This is a genomic window from Imperialibacter sp. EC-SDR9, assembly GCF_902498805.1.
Taxonomy (GTDB): Bacteria; Bacteroidota; Bacteroidia; order Cytophagales; family Cyclobacteriaceae; genus Imperialibacter.
The window spans coordinates 1-18,211 of the sequence record NZ_LR701599.1; the positions used below are offsets into that span (position 1 = coordinate 1).

Consider the following 18,211-nt stretch of genomic DNA (forward strand, 5'->3'; position numbering starts at 1 on the left):
GCTCAGACGGAGCCGCATTTTAAAAAAAAAATATAATCAAATATGAGACCTCTGCCAAGGCCGCAAGGTCTTGCTGACTCTAATATCCAACAACAACCCCAGCTTTTTTTAAATGCGTTTGCCCTGCGGAATCCCCTGACCTGGCACTGTATTTTAATTCTTTTCCTATCTTGATCTAATGGAAAAAGGAGGTGCTGTCTACATCATGACCAACGTGCATCACACAGTCTTTTACACTGGTGTCACCTCAGATTTGATTGACAGAGTCCACAAACACAAGACGAAGTTTTATCCAAAAAGCTTTACATCAAGATATAACGTTGTAAAGTTGGTCTACTTCGAGCTATTTCATTCTATTGAGGAGGCTATTGCCAGAGAAAAGGAAGTGAAAAAATTCAGAAGGGAAAAGAAGGTGGCTCTTATTGAATCGATGAACCCGGAGTGGAGGGATTTGTTTGATACACTGGAGTAGAAAGGATGGCAAACAGCTAAACTCCCCATTGCCGCCGTCATTTCGCAGCGCAGCGGAGAAATCCCCATGACCTAATGCCGAGGGTAGATACAATGCCTTTTCGGTTTTAGTTCCATCATCATGGGGATGCCGTTCCACGTCTGCTCGCTCCTTCGTCGCAATCGGCATGACGTTGGTGTGGTAACAGTCGTCATTTCGCAGCGCAGCGGAGAAATCCCCCCGATGTTTGCAGTGTTTTTAGAATGGATCATTGCCAACATCGTGATGAGACTGGCATGCGGGAGGGAAAGGTACGAGCCACAGGCGAAAAGAAGGTAGCTCTTATTGAAGCGATGAATCCGGAGTGGAGAGATTTGTTTGATACACTGGAGTAGAAAGGATGACTAACGGCTAAATTTCCCATAGCCTCCGTCACTTCGCAACGCAGTGGAGCCGATGTGGAACGGAGTCTCCCTGACCCGCAGCTGAGCTTTCCATGCTTTGGGTTACGTTACCTACGGAATTCGATACACCCAACATTGCCTTATCCAACTCATTGCCATTCTCAAGGGGATGCCTCCCTCTTTCCTCGGAATCGGCATGACGTCGGTGTGGGAATGTTAGCTGTGCTTGTACTTTGTGCGGTACTGCTACTGCTCGCACAAATCTTCCATTACAGCCGTCACTTCGCAGCGAAGCGGAGAAATCCCCCAGACTACTGCCGAGCCTGCCGTGCCTTCTGTCATTACTCACAAAATCCCCGACCTGGTATTGCTTTTACCCGACTCACGGCCATTGTCTTGAGGATCCCGNTTCCTCGGAATCGGCATGACGTCGGTGTGGGAATGTTAGCTGTGCTTGTACTTTGTGCGGTACTGCTACTGCTCGCACAAATCTTCCATTACAGCCGTCACTTCGCAGCGAAGCGGAGAAATCCCCCAGACTACTGCCGAGCCTGCCGTGCCTTCTGTCATTACTCACAAAATCCCCGACCTGGTATTGCTTTTACCCGACTCACGGCCATTGTCTTGAGGATCCCGTTCCACGTCATTTCGCTCCTTCGTCGCAATCGGGATGACGTTGGTGTGGTAAGGGTGGTGGTGCTCCCGTTTTGTGCAGTACTGCCACTGCCCGCACCAACCTACCATAGCAGCCGTCACTTCGCATCGCAGTGGATCCGAGGTGGAACGGAGTCCCCATGACCTTGGGCCATTACCCACTGGATTCGATATACCCAACACTGCCTTATCCAACTCACTGCCATTCCCAAGGGGATGCCTCCCTCGTTCCTCGGAATCGGCATGACGTCGGTGTGGGAATGTTAGCTGTGCTTGTACTTTGTGCGGTACTGCTACTGCTCGCACAAATCTTCCATTACAGCCGTCACTTCGCAGCGAAGCGGAGAAATCCCCCAGACTACTGCCGAGCCTGCCGTGCCTTCTGTCATTACTCACAAAATCCCCGACCTGGTATTGCTTTTACCCGACTCACGGCCATTGTCTTGAGGATCCCGTTCCACGTCATTTCGCTCCTTCGTCGCAATCGGGATGACGTTGGTGTGGTAAGGGTGGTGGTGCTCACGTTTTGTGCAGTACTGCCAGTGCCCGCACCAACCTACCATAGCAGCCGTCACTTCGCATCGCAGTGGATCCGAGGTGGAACGGAGTCCCCATGACCTTGGGCCATTACCCACTGGATTCGATATACCCAACACTGCCTTATCCAACTCACTGCCATTCCCAAGGGGATGCCTCCCTCGTTCCTCGGAATCGGCATGACGTCGGCGTGGAAATGTTAGCTGTGCTTGTACTTTGTGCGGTACTGCTACTGCTCGCACAAATCTTCCATTACAGCCGTCACTTCGCAACGCAGTGGAGCCGACGTGGAACGGAGTCCCCTCGATGTTTGCAGTGTTTTCAAAATGGCTCATTAACCGTCGTGATGAGACTGGAATGCGGGAGGGAAAGGTACGAGCCTCAGCTTCGCCAGTCGGCAATCGCACCAGCCTGCGTTCTGGTTAGGGACTGCTAGGACTAGCGGGGTAAACCACACCGTTGTTTAAATTCATTAATTTTGGCGGACTCCCCAACTGCCACTAAATTTTCGTGACAGAAAAATCTGGATTTATCCAAAGGTGGGGTTGGAAGGATTATTTAATCTTATATCGCTTATTCATATCGATAAACCTTGCAGTCATAAATTGCAGCAAATATTGGCCTTCCAATTCTGTCTGATACTGAGTGCGCTGATTAATTGACATTGTTTGATTCTCGTTTATCTTATGATTCATGTGATAAATTGAAAAGAGTTTTTTTCTCGCACTAACTAGCTTGACTTTGGATAGTCTCTTATTCAGTAGAATATCAAGTTCTTCAAATCCTATTGGTGAGTGATTGAATCTGAATCCCTTGGTTCCTTCTCCGACACTTACAAAATTGAAATTTAGTTTTGATTTATCGTCAAACAGCATAATCAATGAGTCTCCTTTTGCTAAGGTGATATCTTTATTTCTTGAGTTAAATGAGGCATAGATATAGCCATTATGATTCACTAAAGATAACCCTAAATACTCATGCGCAAAAGTTGTTTGATCAAGGTAAAGTTTGAAGTATTCAGATTCTTCCGAAGCTACTTTTGTGAACTGTATAGTTTTAGCATCTGTGAATTCATCTTCTAAATAGCCAACTTCAGTTTGCTCAAGCTTAGGCCTGTTTTGTTCAAGGAGCTTACAGTTTAGTACTCCGTCATCCTCAATTTTGTGCACAAAAAGAAGCTCGTCATTCAAACGAATTCTTGTCTCTTTTTTTATCAAAAATTTATCTAATCTTCCGCCGTACGGAAGATTGATGTATAAAAGCCCACTGCCATGAATTTTTGAACCTAAAATTAATAACGTTTGATTTGGTTTGAAATACTCTCCCTCATTGATCAGGATTTCCGACAGTTCAAATTGATCAGTTTCTGGGATGTTGCTACTTAATAGCTTCGAGTAATTACTTTTATTCAGGCAAATCAATTCTTGATCTTCATTTGGCCTAAGTCTTTCTATAGGCTTTTCTATATGTTTGTTGTCTTTTGATTTAAATAGCCCAAATATGTTCATTCTGAAAGTATTTTACCGCTAACAATTTGGTATGACAGATAGCCAAACTCGTTTTATATGGCTACCAATTTAATAAATACTTTCATAGAATGGGATAATCATTGGACAGGTATGCGTATTTAAAGGCTTTCAGTAAAATGATGCCTACTAACAACTTTGTAAACTGCCGCTTAACGTACAAAGCCACAATAGCAGTCGTCACTTCGCAGCGAAGCGGAGAAGTCTCCATGATGTTTGCAGTTTCTCTATCCGTCTGTCTGCCATTCCCAGGGGGATGCCTCGCTCGTTCCTCACAATCGGCATGACGTTGGCTTTGAAAGTGTAGCACTGTAGCTGTTGTAGCGCACTTTTGTAATCTCCTTCACCCCCCCCTACCACCAATCCACTTTCCCCCTTGACTCCTCAATAATTCTTGCTAAGATGCATAAGGTTACCCTTGAAGCAATATCATTTTTGCGACCTCACAGGGTCGGTATTGAAGATAAATTGAAGAACTGTCATTAACCATTGTTACCATGTTGAAAAAAGCCTTTGTCCTCGCACTTGCCCTTTTCCTCACGAGCGGGAGGTTCCTTCCCCAAGCCATTGCTCAAACCACCAATAAAGACGCCCTGGCGGAAGCCGCAGCGGGCTTAAAGCTCCGTGGCATTGGCCCGGCGCTGATGGCTGGCCGTATTGCTGATATTGCTGTGAGCACTGCCGACCGCAGTACCTGGTATGTGGCCGTGGGCTCCGGTGGCCTGTGGAAAACCACCAACCGTGGCACCTCGTGGCAGCCCGTGTTCGATGAGCAGCCTTCGTACTCCATTGGCTCGGTCACCATCGACCCCAACAACCCCGATGTGGTGTGGGTAGGCACCGGCGAAAACGTGAGTGGCCGCCACATGGGCTGGGGCAGTGGTGTGTACCGCAGCGGCGACGGCGGCAAAACCTGGAAAGCCATGGGGCTACCGGCATCAGAGCATATAGGCAAAATACTGATCGACCCCCGCAACAGCCACGTGGCTTACGTGGCAGCCGAGGGTCCCCTGTGGTCAGCTGGTGGCGACCGTGGCCTCTACAAAACTACCGACGACGGAAAGACCTGGCAGCTGGTACTGCCTATCGATGAAAACACGGGCGTGACGGATGTGGAATTTGATCCTTCCAACCCTGACGTGCTGTACGCCGCCGCCTATCAGCGCCGCCGCCATGTGTGGTCGTTGCTGGCGGGCGGGCCTAAGTCTGGCATTTACAAATCCAGCGATGGGGGTGCCTCCTGGCGCCGCATGGCCACCGGCCTTCCCAAAGGAGACATGGGCAAAATAGGCCTGGCCGTTACGCCGGCCAATCCCCAGCTGGTGTACGCCACCATTGAAGCTGCCGACAACGAAAAGGGCTTTTACCGCTCTATCGACAAAGGTGAGAGCTGGGAAAAGCGCAACAGCTATATTTCGGGAGGCACAGGCCCGCACTACTACCAGGAGATTGAGGCCTCGCCTGCGAATGCCGACCTGGTCTACCAAATGGATGTGTTCTTGCACGTGACGAGGGATGGAGGCAAAACGTTTGACTACCTGGGGACAGGCCGTGAGAAGCACAGCGACAACCATGCGCTGTGGATCGATCCTGCTGATGGAGAACACCTGCTGGCTGGCTGCGATGCGGGGTTGTACGAGTCCTACGACGAAGGCACCACCTGGCGGCATTTTCCTAACATGCCAGTGTCACAGTTCTACAAGCTCTCGCTCGACAATGCCGAGCCGTTCTATAATATCGTGGGTGGAGCGCAGGACCTGGGCTCGCTCATTGGGCCGTCCCGCACCACCAATGTGGAGGGCGTGCGCAACCAGGACTGGTATGTGCCGCTTGGCGCCGATGGCTATGACAATGCCGTGGATCCCGATGATTCGAATATTGTGTATGTGGAAATTCAGGAGGGCAGCCTGAAGCGCCTGGACCGTCGCAGCGAAGAAACACTCGACATTCAGCCCCAGCCTGCTCCAGGCGATGCCCCTGAGCGCTGGAACTGGGATGCCCCTATTCTCATCAGTCCGCACAAGGGCTCCCGCCTCTACTACGGCTCGCAGCGGGTGTGGCGCAGCGACGACCGTGGTGACTCGTGGGCGCCCATCAGTCCCGACCTGACCACCAATCGCAACCGCTACGAGCTGCAGCTCATGGGCAGGGTGTGGAGCGCCGATGCCCTTTACGACAATGGAGCCATGTCGAAATACGCCACGCTGACGTCGATAGCCGAGTCGCCCCTCAAGGAAGGTCTGCTGTACACCGGCTCCGACGACGGCCTGATACAGGTGAGCGAGGACGGCGGACAAAACTGGCGCAAGAGTGCCGCCCTGCCCAAGGTGCCTTTGCTGTCCTTTATCAACGACATAGAAGCGTCGGCTCACGAGGCCAATACCTTGTTTGCCGTGGCCGACGCCCATAAGTTTGGCGACTTCAGCCCTTACCTGTTCATCAGCACCGACCGGGGCCGCAGCTGGCGGTCTATTGCCAGCGACCTGCCCATCGGCACCATTGTGTGGGTGATCAAACAAGACCCTGTCGATCCTAATCTGCTGTTTATTGGCACAGAGTACGGCATCTATTTTTCCGTAAACAAAGGGACGAACTGGATCAGGCTGAAGAACGGCATGCCCACCATTCCGGTGCGGGACATTGAGCTGCACAAGCGTGACAATGACCTGGTGGCCGCTACTTTCGGGCGGGGCTTCTACGTGCTTGATGACTACACGCCCCTGAGAAACCTGAGCCAGGCGGTGAGCCTGAACAACGCTACCTTGTTTGCAGTGAGAGATGCCTGGTGGTATGTGCCAAGCGTGCCTATGCAGGCCAAAGGCATGCCAACGCTGGGCACTACCAGCTTCAGGGCGGCTAACCCTCCGTTTGGCGCTGTATTTACCTACTACCTGAACGATGTGCCGCAGACGATGAAAGCACAGCGCCAGGCTACTGAAAAGACCCTGAACGAAAAGAACGCCAGTGTGCCCTTCCCTGGCTGGGAAAGGCTGCTGGAGGAGTCGACCGAAAAGGCCCCTCAGGCCATGTTGCTGGTGAGCGACGAAAGCGGGCAGCCCGTCCGCTGGATCAAAGGAGCCACAGCCAAAGGCTTGCACCGGGTAAGCTGGGACCTGCGGTTTCCCGCCCCCGACCCCATCGACCTGCGACAGCCCGACTTTGTGCCACCCTGGGCAGGCGATGCACAGGGGCCTTTTGCGGCACCCGGCAAGTACAGCGTGAAGCTATATGTGTTCCACAACGGCATGATGGAAGCCAAAGGGGCGCCACAGTCTTTTACGGTGAAGCCCGTGCCTACGGCACCCAAAGGCACAGACTTTAAGATGGTGGCAGCCTTTCAGCAGAAGACCAGCGAGCTTTCCCGCCAAATATCAGGGGCTGCCAGTCAGCTGGGTGAAGCAGGGGAAAAGCTGCGCTATATGAGGGCAGCACTGATGGAAACGCCTCAGGCAAAACAGGAGCTGTTTGCCAGGCAAAATGACCTGGAGAAAGAGCTGGCTGCCCTGCGCACTCGTCTCACAGGTGACCGCATCCGAAGAGGCATGAACGAATCGACCGTGCCGTCGATCATGAGCAGAGTAGGGCAGGTGGCTTACGGTCATTGGGATACCCGGCAAACGCCCACGGTAACGCAGCAGCGAAACATCGACATTGCAGGCATTGAATTTAGCCAGTTCAAAGGAGATATGGCTGCCTACCTCAGCAAGCTATCGCAATACGAAGCAGCGCTTGAGGCGGCAGGTGCGCCCTGGACGCCGGGCAGAAAATTCGAGTAGGACAGTCGGACAGTCGGATGTTCGGATAGTCAGATGTTCGGACATTCGGACAATCGGAGTCGCAGGGCAGGCGTCGTTACGGCGAGTGGCATTTGCGGTGGAGCCGTCAGACGCCGGGGTAATGAAAGAAAGGAGACGGAAGTAACCCGCCTACGCCAATGGCTTCAAGGAGCGGCCCATCTACGCTGAAAGCTTCGGCGGGCGAGGAAGTGAGGGAGTGGAGGGCAGTGTTAGAAAGAACGCTGTTTCTCAAGCAATGCATGGATGCTCCATACCTTAAGTTTTCAAGCGCTTCAAAGCCCTGAAAGGGCGGCATAAATCAGGAGGGTGGTGAAGCCCCATCCTGAAGGTAATAGGTAATCCTGACAGGGTTAAGCCCATTTTGCAGTAGCTAAAGTTGAGTGCCAAGTACCTTTGCCCGCCAACCCAGGGTTTTGAACGGGGCTTGGTGCTGGTGTGCGCATGCACCCACCGGAACGACGGAGGGATGCTGGTAAAGCCCCCAAGCCTCTTAACAATCGCTTAAACTCGTCACCGTTTCCTCCTCTGAATTCCCAACCCGACCGCTCGTCAATTTAATCGGCTTTTTTCGTACCTTATGTAAGTGATTACCCTGGCTACTTCGTCTTACAGTAGCAGGTGAACCACATGCACAATGCAGTTTGCAAGCCTGGTTGAAACAATGAAAACTAATAGTCCTACTTAAAATAATAAATGAATGAAAATGGAACCAACTAGAAGAGAGTTTATAAAGAAAACCGCTGTGGCCGGGTCAGTGGCGTTTGCACTACCCACCATCATGCCATCAAGCGTTTTTGGTGCCAACGACCGTATCAATGCGGCTGTTTTAGGTGTGAATGGCCGTGGCAAAAGCCATATCAAAAGCTTTATGGTGCAGGACAATGTTCAGATTACGCACCTGTGTGACCCTGACATGCCCCTTCTGAAAAAGCGCCAGGCTGAGTTCAAAGAAACTTATAAGAAAGACGTACTCCTTGAGCAGGATGTTCGTAAGATCATTGACAATAAGGACATTGATGTGATTAGCATCGCCATGCCCAATCACTGGCATGCGCTGGCCACAATCTGGGCATGCCAGGCTGGCAAAGACGTGTATGTAGAAAAGCCAGGGTCCCACAATATCTGGGAAGGTCGCAAAATGGTTGAAGCAGCACACAAGTACGACAGAATTGTGCAGCACGGCGTGCAGCTGAGAAGCTCACCGGCGATTAACAAAGCCATTGACCTGATGCGCAACGGCTACCTGGGCAAGGTATATATGTCACGTGGTCTTGTGTTCCGCTGGAGACCAAGTATAGGCGATCAGGGATTCTCTCCGGTCCCCGAAGGCCTTGACTACGACCTATGGACTGGCCCGGCGGGCAAGCGTGCTTTCACCAAAAATCTTGTACACTACAACTGGCACTGGGCGTGGGACTATGGCAATGGAGACGTAGGCAACCAGGGTATTCACGAAACCGACCTTTGCATGTGGGGCTTGGACGTCGGGCTTCCTACCAAAATCACCTCTATGGGCGGTAAATTCCTTTGGGATGATGCCAAAGAGGTGCCTGAAGTACTTACATCTATCTATAATTACCCTGAAGAAGGCAAGATCATCCAGTTCGAAGTGCGCCCATGGTGTACCAACACGGAAGATGGTGCTACAGTGGGCAACATCTTCTACGGCGAAAAGGGCATCCTCGTGGTGGATGGCTACGACAAGTTCAAGACCTACATGGGTCAGGACAGAACACCGGGCGAGTCAGGCGACGATGGACAGGCTTCTGGCACAGGCATGGACCGTGGCGACGGTGGCACCGACGGACACTTCAAGAACTTTATCGAGGCTGTTCGCAAGCGTGACAGGTCTGTGCAAAACGGTCCTGTAGAAACAGCGCACCTTGCTTCAGGACTGGCGCACCTTGGTAATATTGCCTACAGACTGGACCGTGTGCTGACGTTCAATCCAAGCTCTGAAACTTTCGTTAACGACCCTGAGGCAGATAAAATGCTGAAACGTAATTACAGAAAAGGGTTCGAAGTTCCTGAGATAGTGTAAGCGAAGCATTTGAATGGAACAACCTATGAAAATGAATACGTCACGTCGTGATTTTATTCAAAAAAGTGTTATTGCCGGAGTGGGTCTGTCGTTGATAGACCCACTTATGGTAAATGCGTTCGCCAAAAAGCCGAAAATGAAGCTCGGCCTGGTTACTTACCAATGGGGGAAAGACTGGGATTTGCCCACCCTCATTGCCAACTGTGAGAAAACAGGTCTATTGGGAGTAGAGCTACGCACCGAACATGCACATGGTGTAGAAACCAGCCTTTCTGCCAGTCAGCGGGCTGAGGTGAAAAAACGCTTTGCCGATAGTTCGGTTACCTGCCTCGGTTATGGTTCAAACTTCGACTATCATCATGCGGATCAGGCAAGGGTTCGCAAGAACATCGAAGGCACCAAGGAATACCTTCAGCTATGCAAGGACATCGGATCTACCGGTATCAAGGTGAAGCCCAATGGTTTCCCTGACGGTGTGTCTAAAGAAAAGACCATTGCCCAGATAGCGGCCTCGTTCAATGAATGCGGCAAATTTGCAGCTGACCTTGGTTTGGTGGTGCGTGTGGAAGTGCATGGAGAGAAGACCCAGGAGCTGCCTAATATGAAGGCTATCTTTGAGCAGGTAACCGAAAAAAGCGTGAAGATGTGCTGGAACTGCAACGACCAGGATCTGTTGGAGCCGGGGCTGGAGGCCAACTTCAATTCTGTGAAGAAATGGTTTGGCGATACCGTGCACATCAGGGAGCTGAATGTGGGTGAATACCCCTATCAGCAGCTCATGACTATGTTCAATACCATAAAGTACGACGGCTGGCTGCTGCTTGAAGCCCGCACAGAACCTGCCGACAGGGTAGCTGCCATGAAGGAGCAGTTGCAGATATTTAATAAGATGGTCGGGAATAGCTAAGACTGATTTTTGTTCCGGCGGGTGTCTTCACACGCCGGAATAATTTGATCACCCTCCATCTGAGTTTCTCGCAGAGGACTCTGAACGAGATCAATGTTTCAAAGCGTGTGAAGACGTTCGCTATCAGTTCCCGCAGCCTACAAAAGTTTGGTTGAATAGCTTCCACTGGCTAACGAACCGAAATGCGGGGAATGGCTGCATTCCGGCGATCCTGCGAAACTTTTGTAGTCTTTTCTTTCTGCCGATACGAATTATCTAACTGCCACCTTTTGAGCCGGAGCAAACTGGGAAATAATAGCTTTCACCTCTTTGGCTTCCTCTGTTCTGCCTAATGCCTCCAGGGCAGCTACCTTCCCACGCAGGGCTTTGTTACGATTTTTTCGGTTGCTCAACGACTGGTTGAACTGCGTCAATGCCTCTTCAGGTCTGTTTTGGGCCAGTAGCCAATCGCCGTATTGCTCAAAGGAAGGGTAGGCGATAAACGGCGGACCAGAATCATAGGAGCACTCACTTTCCAGTTGGGTGGCTTGGGTGAGGTGGTCTTCTGTTAATACATTGTCACCTTTTAGCTGTGCCAGCAGCGCTTTCATTTGGTGAATCACTACCTGTGTTTTTTTCAGCCCTTCTTTGGTGGGCGCATACCTGGTGGGGCCTGCGCTGCACATGGCTATGCCTTCGTCATTTACCAATAGACTGGCTTTGCTGAGCTGGCGGTTAAGCCCGTCAATTTCCAGTTGGATCGCTGCAGCGTCTTTTTCGTCGAAGGCCAGCAAACCATTGAAAAAATGCATGGCCGACTTTTCCGAAAGCCCAAGTTGCGAGTAATCCACTTTTTGTGGCGTGAGCCCTTCCGCCCAGTACCCAGCCTCGATGCGTTGTTCGTTTTGCATGGTAATCAAATAGCTCTTCGATGCGGTGGAATCCTGGTGGTAGCCGATGATCTCAGCCAATAGATCGGCAGCTTTTTGATACTCGCCAGTCTGCAGGTAGCCGTAGTGCAGCCAGGCCATGGCATGGTAGCCTCTTTCTTTTCCGCCAAGTCCTTTTGCCTCCATACGATGCAAGCTTGCCTGATAAGAGGCGATGTTGGAGCTGACCACTTTGTTCCACATACCAAGTGCTACGTAAATGTGCGAAGGCATGTGGAGCGCATGGGAGGCATCGGGGGCAACATTTGCATATTTATCGGCCGCAGTGAGCGCAATCTGAGCGTAGGCCGGATCGTCGTTGGCGTGAATCATGTAGTGCAAAGCTCCCGGGTGGGTGGGGTTCTCAGAAATAATTCCGGCTGCCACTTCGGCGGATTTATTGAGGTTGTCCTGGTTGGTGTAGCCTGCCCACATAAGTCCGAGGGCGTAAAAAGCCGCTACTTCCTGGTTGTCGGGATTGGCTGCATACACGGTAGCCATGTGATCCGCATAGCCTTTGTTGCGCTCGTCGAGCTCACCTTCTCCGTAGAGAATTTCTACACCTTCCCAGAAATCGCTTTCCAGTTGATTTTCGGCTTTTTTTAGTCTGGCCTCTTTGGTTTCCCCAACAGCCTGAATCACCTTACGTCCTGCTTCTACGTCCTGTAAGCCCCACAGTGCCCGGTAATGCGTCATCGCCAGGCCCCAGTGGGCCATGAGCTCGTCAGGATCGGCTTCTGTAGCCTTTTGGAACGCTTCCTTGGCATCGTCATATTCGAAGCTATGCAGCAGCAAAAGCCCCTGGTCAAAAGAGTCGCTTGCCTTGTCAGATATAGAGAAACTATGCTGCAGATCGCCTAGCTGAGTGTCTTCGGATGAAGAGGATTGTTGAGTGCAGGATGCTGCGATAAGAATGAAGAGCGAGAGAGTCAGGGATGTAACGGTCGGTTTTTTCATAAGATGAAGTTAATGAAAAAACGCATGTTAAGTAAGTGGGGCGCCTGGTGCAGCTGCGGAGCGACAGGTGGCAGGCTACTTGTGCACAGAAAATACTGGCCCCAGGAAATGCGTTATTTTATTGTGCAGGCAAAATCATCTGGTTGCCAGTAGACTTTGCCATTTTTGAGTTTATCAGGCTCAATATCATCCCTAAGGGTTCCAATTGCCTTGCCTAAGCAGTTGCGGACTTCGGGTGCGACAGTGGAGCAATTGGGACAGCAGTTGTCAACATAAAAAACCGTCATTCCCTTGTATTCAGCCTGATACACGTAAAAAAACTGAACAAGCCCGTATTCCTTTATAGTTTCTATTTCTGCATCTAACCAGGCCAAATCGTCGCAGGGAATATCATCCTTACACGAAAAGGTTAAAGCAATAATAAGCATCAGGGGGAGAATATGTGATTTCATTGTTAATTTAGACGCTACATTAGCGCAAATAGTTGGGAGGGGCTCTACGACCCTCTCTAAGAGTGTCCGAAAGGTAGGAAGGGACGCTGTTCTTATTCAGCGTCTTTTTCGGGAAAGATATAGTCAAAAACGATTTACGCTCCCTTTGTAAACATTTTTTATCTTACCTCTCCCAATCACCCTATATCATGAAACACACGACCCTATACCTCCTGGCCTGCTTTTTATGGGCTCACCTGTCTCCAGCCCAAAAGCCCTCCGACTTCATCATCAGCCAGCAACTCATCTTTCCCCCGCAGTCGGAGCATACCCACGCCAGCAGCCTGGTCATTTTGCCTAATGGCGACAAGCTGGCGGTGTGGTTTCAGGGGAGCGGTGAACGCACGGCCGACGATGTTCGACTGATGGGGTCCAGGCTAAAGAAGGGCGCAAAAACCTGGATTGCACCTTTCCTCATGGCTGACACCCCCGGCTTGCCCGATTGCAATCCGGTGCTGTTTATGAACGGAAGCGGTAAGCTTTTTCTCGTATGGATAGCCGTGCAGGCCCATCGCTGGGAGAACTCCATTTTGCGGATGCGTACCTCTACCCACTACAATACCGATGGCGCCCCGGATTGGGACTGGCAGGATAATATCCTGCTCGCTCCGGGAGAAGCCTTTGCTACTGAGGTGGCCGCTAAGTTCAAAGACTTGCCGGGCAACCCGGCTGGCTGGGCGGAGTATGCGCCGTCGTATGACAAAATGATCATAGAAGCGAGCAAGGATGCGAGCAAAACGAGCGTGGGCTGGATGACCCGCATCAAGCCGCTGCAACTCGACAACGGAAAAATACTGCTACCGCTCTACTCGGACGGGTTCAATATGTCGCTGGTAGCTATTTCGGACGATGACGGTGCCTCCTGGCGGGCCAGCCTTCCGATTGTTGGTCGTGGGCCGATACAGCCTGCCCTGGCGCAGAAAGAAAACGGAGACATCGTTGCCCTGATGAGGGACAGTGGCGATGCGCCCTCAAGGGTGCACAAAAGTGTGTCAACAGATGGTGGGGAGTCGTGGAGTGCAACGGTGAAAACCGACATCCCCAACACTGCCAGCGTGGAGCTGCTCAAGCTGAAGGATGGCAAGTGGGCCTTTTTGGGCAATGACATTGACGATGGCCGTTACCGGGTGAGCCTTTACCTGTCGGACGACGAAGGCGAGACCTGGAAATGGAAGGTGCGCCTCGAAGACCATGAAAAAGGGGATGGTGGCAGTTACTCTTACCCCTGCCTGCTGCAAGACGACAAAGGGCTGCTACACATCACCTACTCCTCCCGCACCAGCGAGACGGAGAAATCGATCAAATATGTGGTGGTGGATCCTGCGAAGGTGGTGAGGTAAACTGGCATGTGTGACACATGCCAGAACGGGGTGAGCAGGCATGTGAGACACACACCAGAACGTGAGACAAACAATAGAACTGCGGTAAAGCAAGCTGCAAGGCTTGTCTGGAGTGAACACGCAAGCCTACAGCCCGACTTGCTACTCTCGCGGGAGAGCGGGAGATGATGAAATCAACAAACCTTAAAGAAAGTTTTGCTTTGAGCCTCTTCTTTCTCAGCCAGCATGGCTTCAATTTTCTTCGCAGTTTTGGTAATGGCCAGACCACCAAGGCCCGTGCACCGCAAGGTGTTGGGAATGGCATCGCCCACCTTCTTCATGGTTTCAATTACTTCATCCAATGGAATGACCTGATCATAATCGGCCAGTGCCATGTTGGCACAGGAGATAGCGGTAGAGGCAGCCATCACGTTTCGGTTCAGGCAGGGAGCTTCCACCCTGTCGGCCACCATATCGCAAATCATTCCCAGCGACGACTGCAACGTGATGGAGGCAGCCGTAAGCGATTGAGCAAGGGTGCCTTTTTTCAACACCACCAGTCCTGCGGCAGCCATGCCGGAACCAGAGCCGCATTCCGCCATACAACCACCTACCTCGGCGGCAAACGTGGCATGGGCCGAGATGAACACGCCAATGATGCCAGCGGCCAGCATTGCTTTTACCATTTCATCCTGAGACAAATTCAAGGTAGTCGCAGTGCCAATGATGGCTCCTGGCAGCGCACCGCACGAACCAGCAGTGGGCGCTGCTACGATGACACCCATTGAGCTTTTTACTTCCATCATGGCTGAGGTATAAAGCGTAACGGTATTGAGCACATCGCCTTCCACCAGGGTCTTCTTTTCCATCTGCTTTTTGAAGTTGACCGACTGCGGTCCCAGGATACGGTCTTCATAAGAGGTGCCCTTTACGCCGATTTCAATGGCATTTTGCATGATGGCAACAATGGCCCGCATTTTTTCAAACACTTCGTCATGCGAAATAGCCCCTCTGGCGCTTTCGTAGTGAACTGCCAGCTCCCATAGCGATAGGTTTTTGTCTTTGTTGTACTCCAGCATTGCTTCAGCTGTGATAAAGGGAACCTGTAGGTTCTTTCTGGCCAGCACTGGCAGTACCGGCGACAGCTGTTTTATAACGAGCGTGCTTTCAAGTTGCTGCAATTCGCCGATGATGTCCGATGAAATGAACTGATTTGACTTCACCTCTACAAAAGGCTGGTCACCGTGGTGAATATTGATCTCATCACAGTCGATTGAACCCTTCAGGAAATCAGCCACCTTATCAGGCGACTTTGTATAGACCAGGGTTTCAAAGAAATCGCCGGCCATCAACAACGGCGCACTATCAATTTCAATTACCTGAATCATGCCTCCACCGGTCGATAGTGCGGTGAGCGTATGCGTTTCTTTCGGATTTTTTAAAGTGAGCTTATAGGTGTTGGGGTGGGTGGCGCCAATTGGGTGAATGTCGATGGTGATTTTAATACCTGCTTCATCTATCGCCCGCAAGTAGTTGGGCAGTCGTTCGTCGTAGGCTTCCCATCCCAGGAAACCACCAAACAAACCCATGTCGGAGCCTTGTCCCTTGTGGGTGGTGGCCAGCGAACCGTTTGGGTCAAACTCAATATTTACCTCCGTGATGTTTTCATCCATCAAATCTCTGCACAGCCTGCCGATGCGAAGTGATGCAGCGCAGTGAGAGCTGGAAGGGCCCCGCATGACCGGGCCGATTACGTCATTGAATATGCTGGGATAACTTTCCATGGACTGTAAATTTTAAGAGATGGCTCATCAATTTAAGAAATTTGTTTCATTATTTGCAGCTCCCATCAACAGGTTATCTATGATTACAATTATCTGGACTGTTTTAGTGCTGCTGGCTATTTGGATCGCAGTTGTTCTCTTTCTCGACTATCTAAAACACCGCACACAACTGGAGGGTAACAGTTGGACAAAAACAGGATTGATAGGGTTGGTTGGTAATTTCTTTGACACACTGGGCATCGGCTCCTTTGCCATTGAAACTGCACTGCTGAAATTCACGAAGCAAACAGAGGACCGATTGTTGCCAGGAACCCTTAATGTGGGAAACGCCATTCCGACCATGGCGCAGGCAATTATCTTCATACGAATTGTGGAGGTAGAACCATGGACGCTGGTACTGATGGTGGTGGCTTCGGGTGCAGGTGCCTTGCTGGGGGCTGGAATAGTGGCGAAGTTACCTGAGAACGTTATCAGACTGACCATGGGCATTGCCCTTCTCATCACTGCGTGTTTTATGGTGGCTACTAAAATGAACTGGATAGAAGGAGGAGGAGAGGCGATTGGTCTTGCCGGGGGCAAGCTGATATTAGCGGTGGCTGCCAATTTTGTGCTGGGGGCGATTATGACAGCGGGTATCGGACTTTACGCACCGTGCATGGCCCTGGTATTTGCATTAGGCATGTCGCCCGCAGTGGCATTTCCCATCATGATGGGCTCATGTGCCTTCCTGATGCCCATGGCCTCATATCGTTTTATTAAAGCAGGTGCCTATAACAGAAAAGCTGCTTTTGCGATTGCCATGGCAGGCCTTATAGGTGTATTCATAGCGGCTTTTGTAGTGAAATCATTGGAGTTGGATACCCTGCGCTGGGTGGTGCTCGGCGTGATTCTTTATACTGCTGCGGTCATGCTTCGGGCAGGCCTTCGAAACCAGGAAAACTAAACAGTTGTCGCATGCTTGTATTGCAAAATGAGTTAATGGGCGATTTACTTTCCTTCTCGGAAGTAATAGAGGAAGTTGAGAACGCCATGATCGACTATGAAAGGCAGGAGGTGATTGTTCCTTTGCGCATGCATATCGAAAAAGGAAAGAATACAATGATCTGCATGCCGGCCTGGGGCGATCGTTATTTTGCCAACAAGCTGGTGAACGTATTCCCGGCGAATCGGGATAAAAATCTGCCCGTCAACATCGGTGCACTTGTGTTGAACGATGCTGAAACCGGGGAGGCGCTGGCGCTGATGAATGCCTCGAAGATAACCGCTCTCCGCACGGGCGCCCTGGGTGCCATTGGCATCAAGTACCTAACGCCTTCAGACACCTCAAGTTTTGGATTGATAGGATGCGGCGTGATGGGCCTTCATCTGGCGGCGATGACTTGCACGGTTAGGAAGATATCAACCGTCCATTACCTGCATCGGTCGGAGAGCGGTGCCGCCCGTTTGACCGCCTTTATGCAATCCTATTTTCCCGAAGTGGCAATTGAGGGGAGTTATTCCGCAGAAGAGTTGCTTGGCAAAACAAATGCCGTGATTGCGGCAACGCCCTCCCAGGTACCAGTATTGCCTGACGACAGCCGTCTCTTGAAAGGAAAGTGTTTTATCAGCATAGGCTCTTTTAAACCCTCCATGCAGGAGTTGCCCGATGAAGTGTTTAAGCTCGCTGGAAGGCTGTTTATGGACTCTGAAGATGCCCGGGTGGAACCGGGGGATTGTATTAATCCGGTAACGAAGGGTATCTTGAAGGAAACTGATCTGCTTACGATTGGAAAATTAATCACCAAAGAAGCAAGCGTTGATGTTCAGCAGACGACTGCTTACAAATCGGCGGGCATGGCGGTGTACGATTTGTTCGTAGCGCAGGCCATGTATGAAAGGGCAGTGCAGTCCAATAAGGGCGCCCAGGTAGCGTTTTAGTCTTTCGAGCTGGGGCAATATTCGACGCTCGCAGCCAACCTTATGGCAGCAATGGATGAAGTTGCTTGCGTGTGAGACAAACGCCAAAACTACCATTAAGCATCTTCACGAGGCCATCCGAGGTAGCAGGCCAATAAGCCCAGGGGAAGGAAAAGCACGATCAGGTACCTTCCATAGTTAGCCAGCACGTAATTGCTTGGATCCAGGGGGTCGTAGTAGATACGCACATGCTGGTCGTCGGCGCCTCTGGTGAGTGTTTCTCTTTCCTCGTCTTCGCTGATGTGATGGACCACACCTTCACCGTCGGTAAAGTCCATCAGCGTTAATAGTTCCGCCTCCGGCCCGTCGGTATTTAGCACCGTCCCCGTAATGATGGCCTCGGTGGGCGTCCAGCAGAGTTGTGCGTAGAGGTAGTTCAAAGGAACAAGAACGCTGGTTGCTACCAAAGCCACTCCCGGGATGAGAAACCAGAGTTGAAAGAGCTTAAAGTTTTTCATCGCTACAATTACTGAGGATTT

At 51.1% G+C, this 18,211-nt stretch carries 17 protein-coding genes; 8 read left to right on the forward strand and 9 right to left on the reverse strand.

Going from position 1 to position 18,211, the window contains the following annotated elements:
* The first annotated feature begins 178 nt into the window (after positions 1 to 178).
* Positions 179 to 472, forward strand: coding sequence for a GIY-YIG nuclease family protein (locus GC130_RS20550; protein ID WP_152000235.1), 294 nt, complete (start codon positions 179 to 181; stop codon positions 470 to 472).
* A 242-nt stretch (positions 473 to 714) separates the two neighbouring features.
* On the forward strand, positions 715 to 846 hold the full coding sequence (locus GC130_RS29110) for a hypothetical protein (protein WP_255471535.1): 132 nt from the start codon (positions 715 to 717) through the stop codon (positions 844 to 846).
* Positions 847 to 1,428: 582 nt separating this feature from the next.
* Here GC130_RS29110 and GC130_RS20555 read toward each other — a convergent pair.
* From GC130_RS20555 to GC130_RS28940, 4 genes are all read right to left on the reverse strand, one after another.
* Entirely contained in the window at positions 1,429 to 1,905 is a 477-nt protein-coding gene (locus tag GC130_RS20555; protein ID WP_152000236.1) for a hypothetical protein, read from the reverse strand.
* Positions 1,902 to 2,381 (reverse strand): hypothetical protein, encoded by a 480-nt coding sequence (locus tag GC130_RS20560; protein ID WP_152000237.1) that lies wholly within the window; start codon positions 2,379 to 2,381, stop codon positions 1,902 to 1,904. The genes GC130_RS20555 and GC130_RS20560 overlap by 4 nt, the downstream gene beginning before the upstream one ends.
* A 219-nt stretch (positions 2,382 to 2,600) precedes the next feature.
* Entirely contained in the window at positions 2,601 to 3,554 is a 954-nt protein-coding gene (locus GC130_RS20565; protein ID WP_152000238.1) for a hypothetical protein, read from the reverse strand.
* A gap of 82 nt (positions 3,555 to 3,636) precedes the next feature.
* Positions 3,637 to 3,783, reverse strand: a complete 147-nt coding sequence (locus GC130_RS28940) for a hypothetical protein (RefSeq protein WP_226940563.1) — start codon at positions 3,781 to 3,783, stop codon at positions 3,637 to 3,639.
* Positions 3,784 to 4,069: 286 nt separating this feature from the next.
* Between GC130_RS28940 and GC130_RS20570 the strand changes: the two genes are divergently transcribed.
* A complete protein-coding gene (locus GC130_RS20570; RefSeq protein ID WP_152000239.1) occupies positions 4,070 to 7,348 on the forward strand; it encodes a glycosyl hydrolase in 3,279 nt (1,092 codons plus the stop codon).
* 106 nt (positions 7,349 to 7,454) lie between these two features.
* Here GC130_RS20570 and GC130_RS20575 read toward each other — a convergent pair whose 3' ends face one another.
* Positions 7,455 to 7,664: a hypothetical protein gene (locus tag GC130_RS20575; RefSeq protein WP_152000240.1), complete on the reverse strand. Its 210-nt coding sequence runs from the start codon at positions 7,662 to 7,664 to the stop codon at positions 7,455 to 7,457.
* Between the two features lie 402 nt (positions 7,665 to 8,066).
* Between GC130_RS20575 and GC130_RS20580 the strand changes: the two genes are divergently transcribed.
* Entirely contained in the window at positions 8,067 to 9,410 is a 1,344-nt protein-coding gene (locus GC130_RS20580; RefSeq protein ID WP_152000241.1) for a Gfo/Idh/MocA family protein, read from the forward strand.
* Positions 9,411 to 9,441: 31 nt separating this feature from the next.
* Complete coding sequence (locus tag GC130_RS20585; RefSeq protein ID WP_226940564.1) at positions 9,442 to 10,317, forward strand: sugar phosphate isomerase/epimerase; 876 nt, start codon at positions 9,442 to 9,444, stop codon at positions 10,315 to 10,317.
* Between the two features lie 251 nt (positions 10,318 to 10,568).
* On the opposite strand, the gene GC130_RS20590 is transcribed toward GC130_RS20585, so the two are convergent.
* Together GC130_RS20590 and GC130_RS20595 are read right to left on the reverse strand one after the other, a co-directional pair.
* A complete protein-coding gene (locus tag GC130_RS20590) occupies positions 10,569 to 12,182 on the reverse strand; it encodes a lipopolysaccharide assembly protein LapB (protein ID WP_152000243.1) in 1,614 nt (537 codons plus the stop codon).
* A 113-nt stretch (positions 12,183 to 12,295) separates the two neighbouring features.
* Complete coding sequence (locus GC130_RS20595; protein ID WP_152000244.1) at positions 12,296 to 12,634, reverse strand: hypothetical protein; 339 nt, start codon at positions 12,632 to 12,634, stop codon at positions 12,296 to 12,298.
* A 188-nt stretch (positions 12,635 to 12,822) separates the two neighbouring features.
* Here GC130_RS20595 and GC130_RS20600 point away from each other — a divergent pair, with 188 nt between their 5' ends.
* Positions 12,823 to 14,013, forward strand: a complete 1,191-nt coding sequence (locus GC130_RS20600) for an exo-alpha-sialidase (protein ID WP_152000245.1) — start codon at positions 12,823 to 12,825, stop codon at positions 14,011 to 14,013.
* Positions 14,014 to 14,186: 173 nt separating this feature from the next.
* Here the strand turns inward: GC130_RS20600 and GC130_RS20605 are convergent, their stop codons facing one another.
* Positions 14,187 to 15,776: an L-serine ammonia-lyase, iron-sulfur-dependent, subunit alpha gene (locus GC130_RS20605; RefSeq protein WP_152000246.1), complete on the reverse strand. Its 1,590-nt coding sequence runs from the start codon at positions 15,774 to 15,776 to the stop codon at positions 14,187 to 14,189.
* Between the two features lie 79 nt (positions 15,777 to 15,855).
* Between GC130_RS20605 and GC130_RS20610 the strand changes: the two genes are divergently transcribed.
* On the forward strand, positions 15,856 to 16,719 hold the full coding sequence (locus tag GC130_RS20610) for a sulfite exporter TauE/SafE family protein (RefSeq protein ID WP_152000247.1): 864 nt from the start codon (positions 15,856 to 15,858) through the stop codon (positions 16,717 to 16,719).
* Positions 16,720 to 16,730: 11 nt separating this feature from the next.
* The gene (locus tag GC130_RS20615; protein WP_152000248.1) at positions 16,731 to 17,693 is read left to right on the forward strand and encodes an ornithine cyclodeaminase family protein; all 963 of its coding nucleotides are present in this window, start codon (positions 16,731 to 16,733) and stop codon (positions 17,691 to 17,693) included.
* Between the two features lie 95 nt (positions 17,694 to 17,788).
* On the opposite strand, the gene GC130_RS20620 is transcribed toward GC130_RS20615, so the two are convergent.
* Positions 17,789 to 18,190 carry a hypothetical protein gene (locus GC130_RS20620; protein WP_152000249.1) on the reverse strand — a complete coding sequence of 134 codons (402 nt, stop codon included), beginning with the start codon at positions 18,188 to 18,190 and terminating at the stop codon, positions 17,789 to 17,791.
* Positions 18,191 to 18,211: the final 21 nt, after the last annotated feature.

Excerpts from the sequence above, each read along its gene's own strand:
- GC130_RS20605 (WP_152000246.1), bottom strand. The coding sequence starts at position 15,776 with ATGGAAAGTTATCCCAGCATATTCAATGACGTAATCGGCCCGGTCATG.
- GC130_RS20560 (WP_152000237.1), bottom strand. The coding sequence starts at position 2,381 with ATGAGCCATTTTGAAAACACTGCAAACATCGAGGGGACTCCGTTCCAC.
- GC130_RS20570 (WP_152000239.1), top strand. The coding sequence starts at position 4,070 with ATGTTGAAAAAAGCCTTTGTCCTCGCACTTGCCCTTTTCCTCACGAGC.
- GC130_RS20600 (WP_152000245.1), top strand. The coding sequence starts at position 12,823 with ATGAAACACACGACCCTATACCTCCTGGCCTGCTTTTTATGGGCTCAC.
- GC130_RS20585 (WP_226940564.1), top strand. The coding sequence starts at position 9,442 with ATGAATACGTCACGTCGTGATTTTATTCAAAAAAGTGTTATTGCCGGA.
- GC130_RS29110 (WP_255471535.1), top strand. The coding sequence starts at position 715 with ATGGATCATTGCCAACATCGTGATGAGACTGGCATGCGGGAGGGAAAG.
- GC130_RS20615 (WP_152000248.1), top strand. The coding sequence starts at position 16,731 with ATGCTTGTATTGCAAAATGAGTTAATGGGCGATTTACTTTCCTTCTCG.
- GC130_RS20610 (WP_152000247.1), top strand. The coding sequence starts at position 15,856 with ATGATTACAATTATCTGGACTGTTTTAGTGCTGCTGGCTATTTGGATC.
- GC130_RS28940 (WP_226940563.1), bottom strand. The coding sequence starts at position 3,783 with ATGGAGACTTCTCCGCTTCGCTGCGAAGTGACGACTGCTATTGTGGCT.
- GC130_RS20580 (WP_152000241.1), top strand. The coding sequence starts at position 8,067 with ATGAAAATGGAACCAACTAGAAGAGAGTTTATAAAGAAAACCGCTGTG.
- GC130_RS20590 (WP_152000243.1), bottom strand. The coding sequence starts at position 12,182 with ATGAAAAAACCGACCGTTACATCCCTGACTCTCTCGCTCTTCATTCTT.
- GC130_RS20550 (WP_152000235.1), top strand. The coding sequence starts at position 179 with ATGGAAAAAGGAGGTGCTGTCTACATCATGACCAACGTGCATCACACA.
- GC130_RS20595 (WP_152000244.1), bottom strand. The coding sequence starts at position 12,634 with ATGAAATCACATATTCTCCCCCTGATGCTTATTATTGCTTTAACCTTT.
- GC130_RS20565 (WP_152000238.1), bottom strand. The coding sequence starts at position 3,554 with ATGAACATATTTGGGCTATTTAAATCAAAAGACAACAAACATATAGAA.
- GC130_RS20620 (WP_152000249.1), bottom strand. The coding sequence starts at position 18,190 with ATGAAAAACTTTAAGCTCTTTCAACTCTGGTTTCTCATCCCGGGAGTG.
- GC130_RS20575 (WP_152000240.1), bottom strand. The coding sequence starts at position 7,664 with ATGCCGCCCTTTCAGGGCTTTGAAGCGCTTGAAAACTTAAGGTATGGA.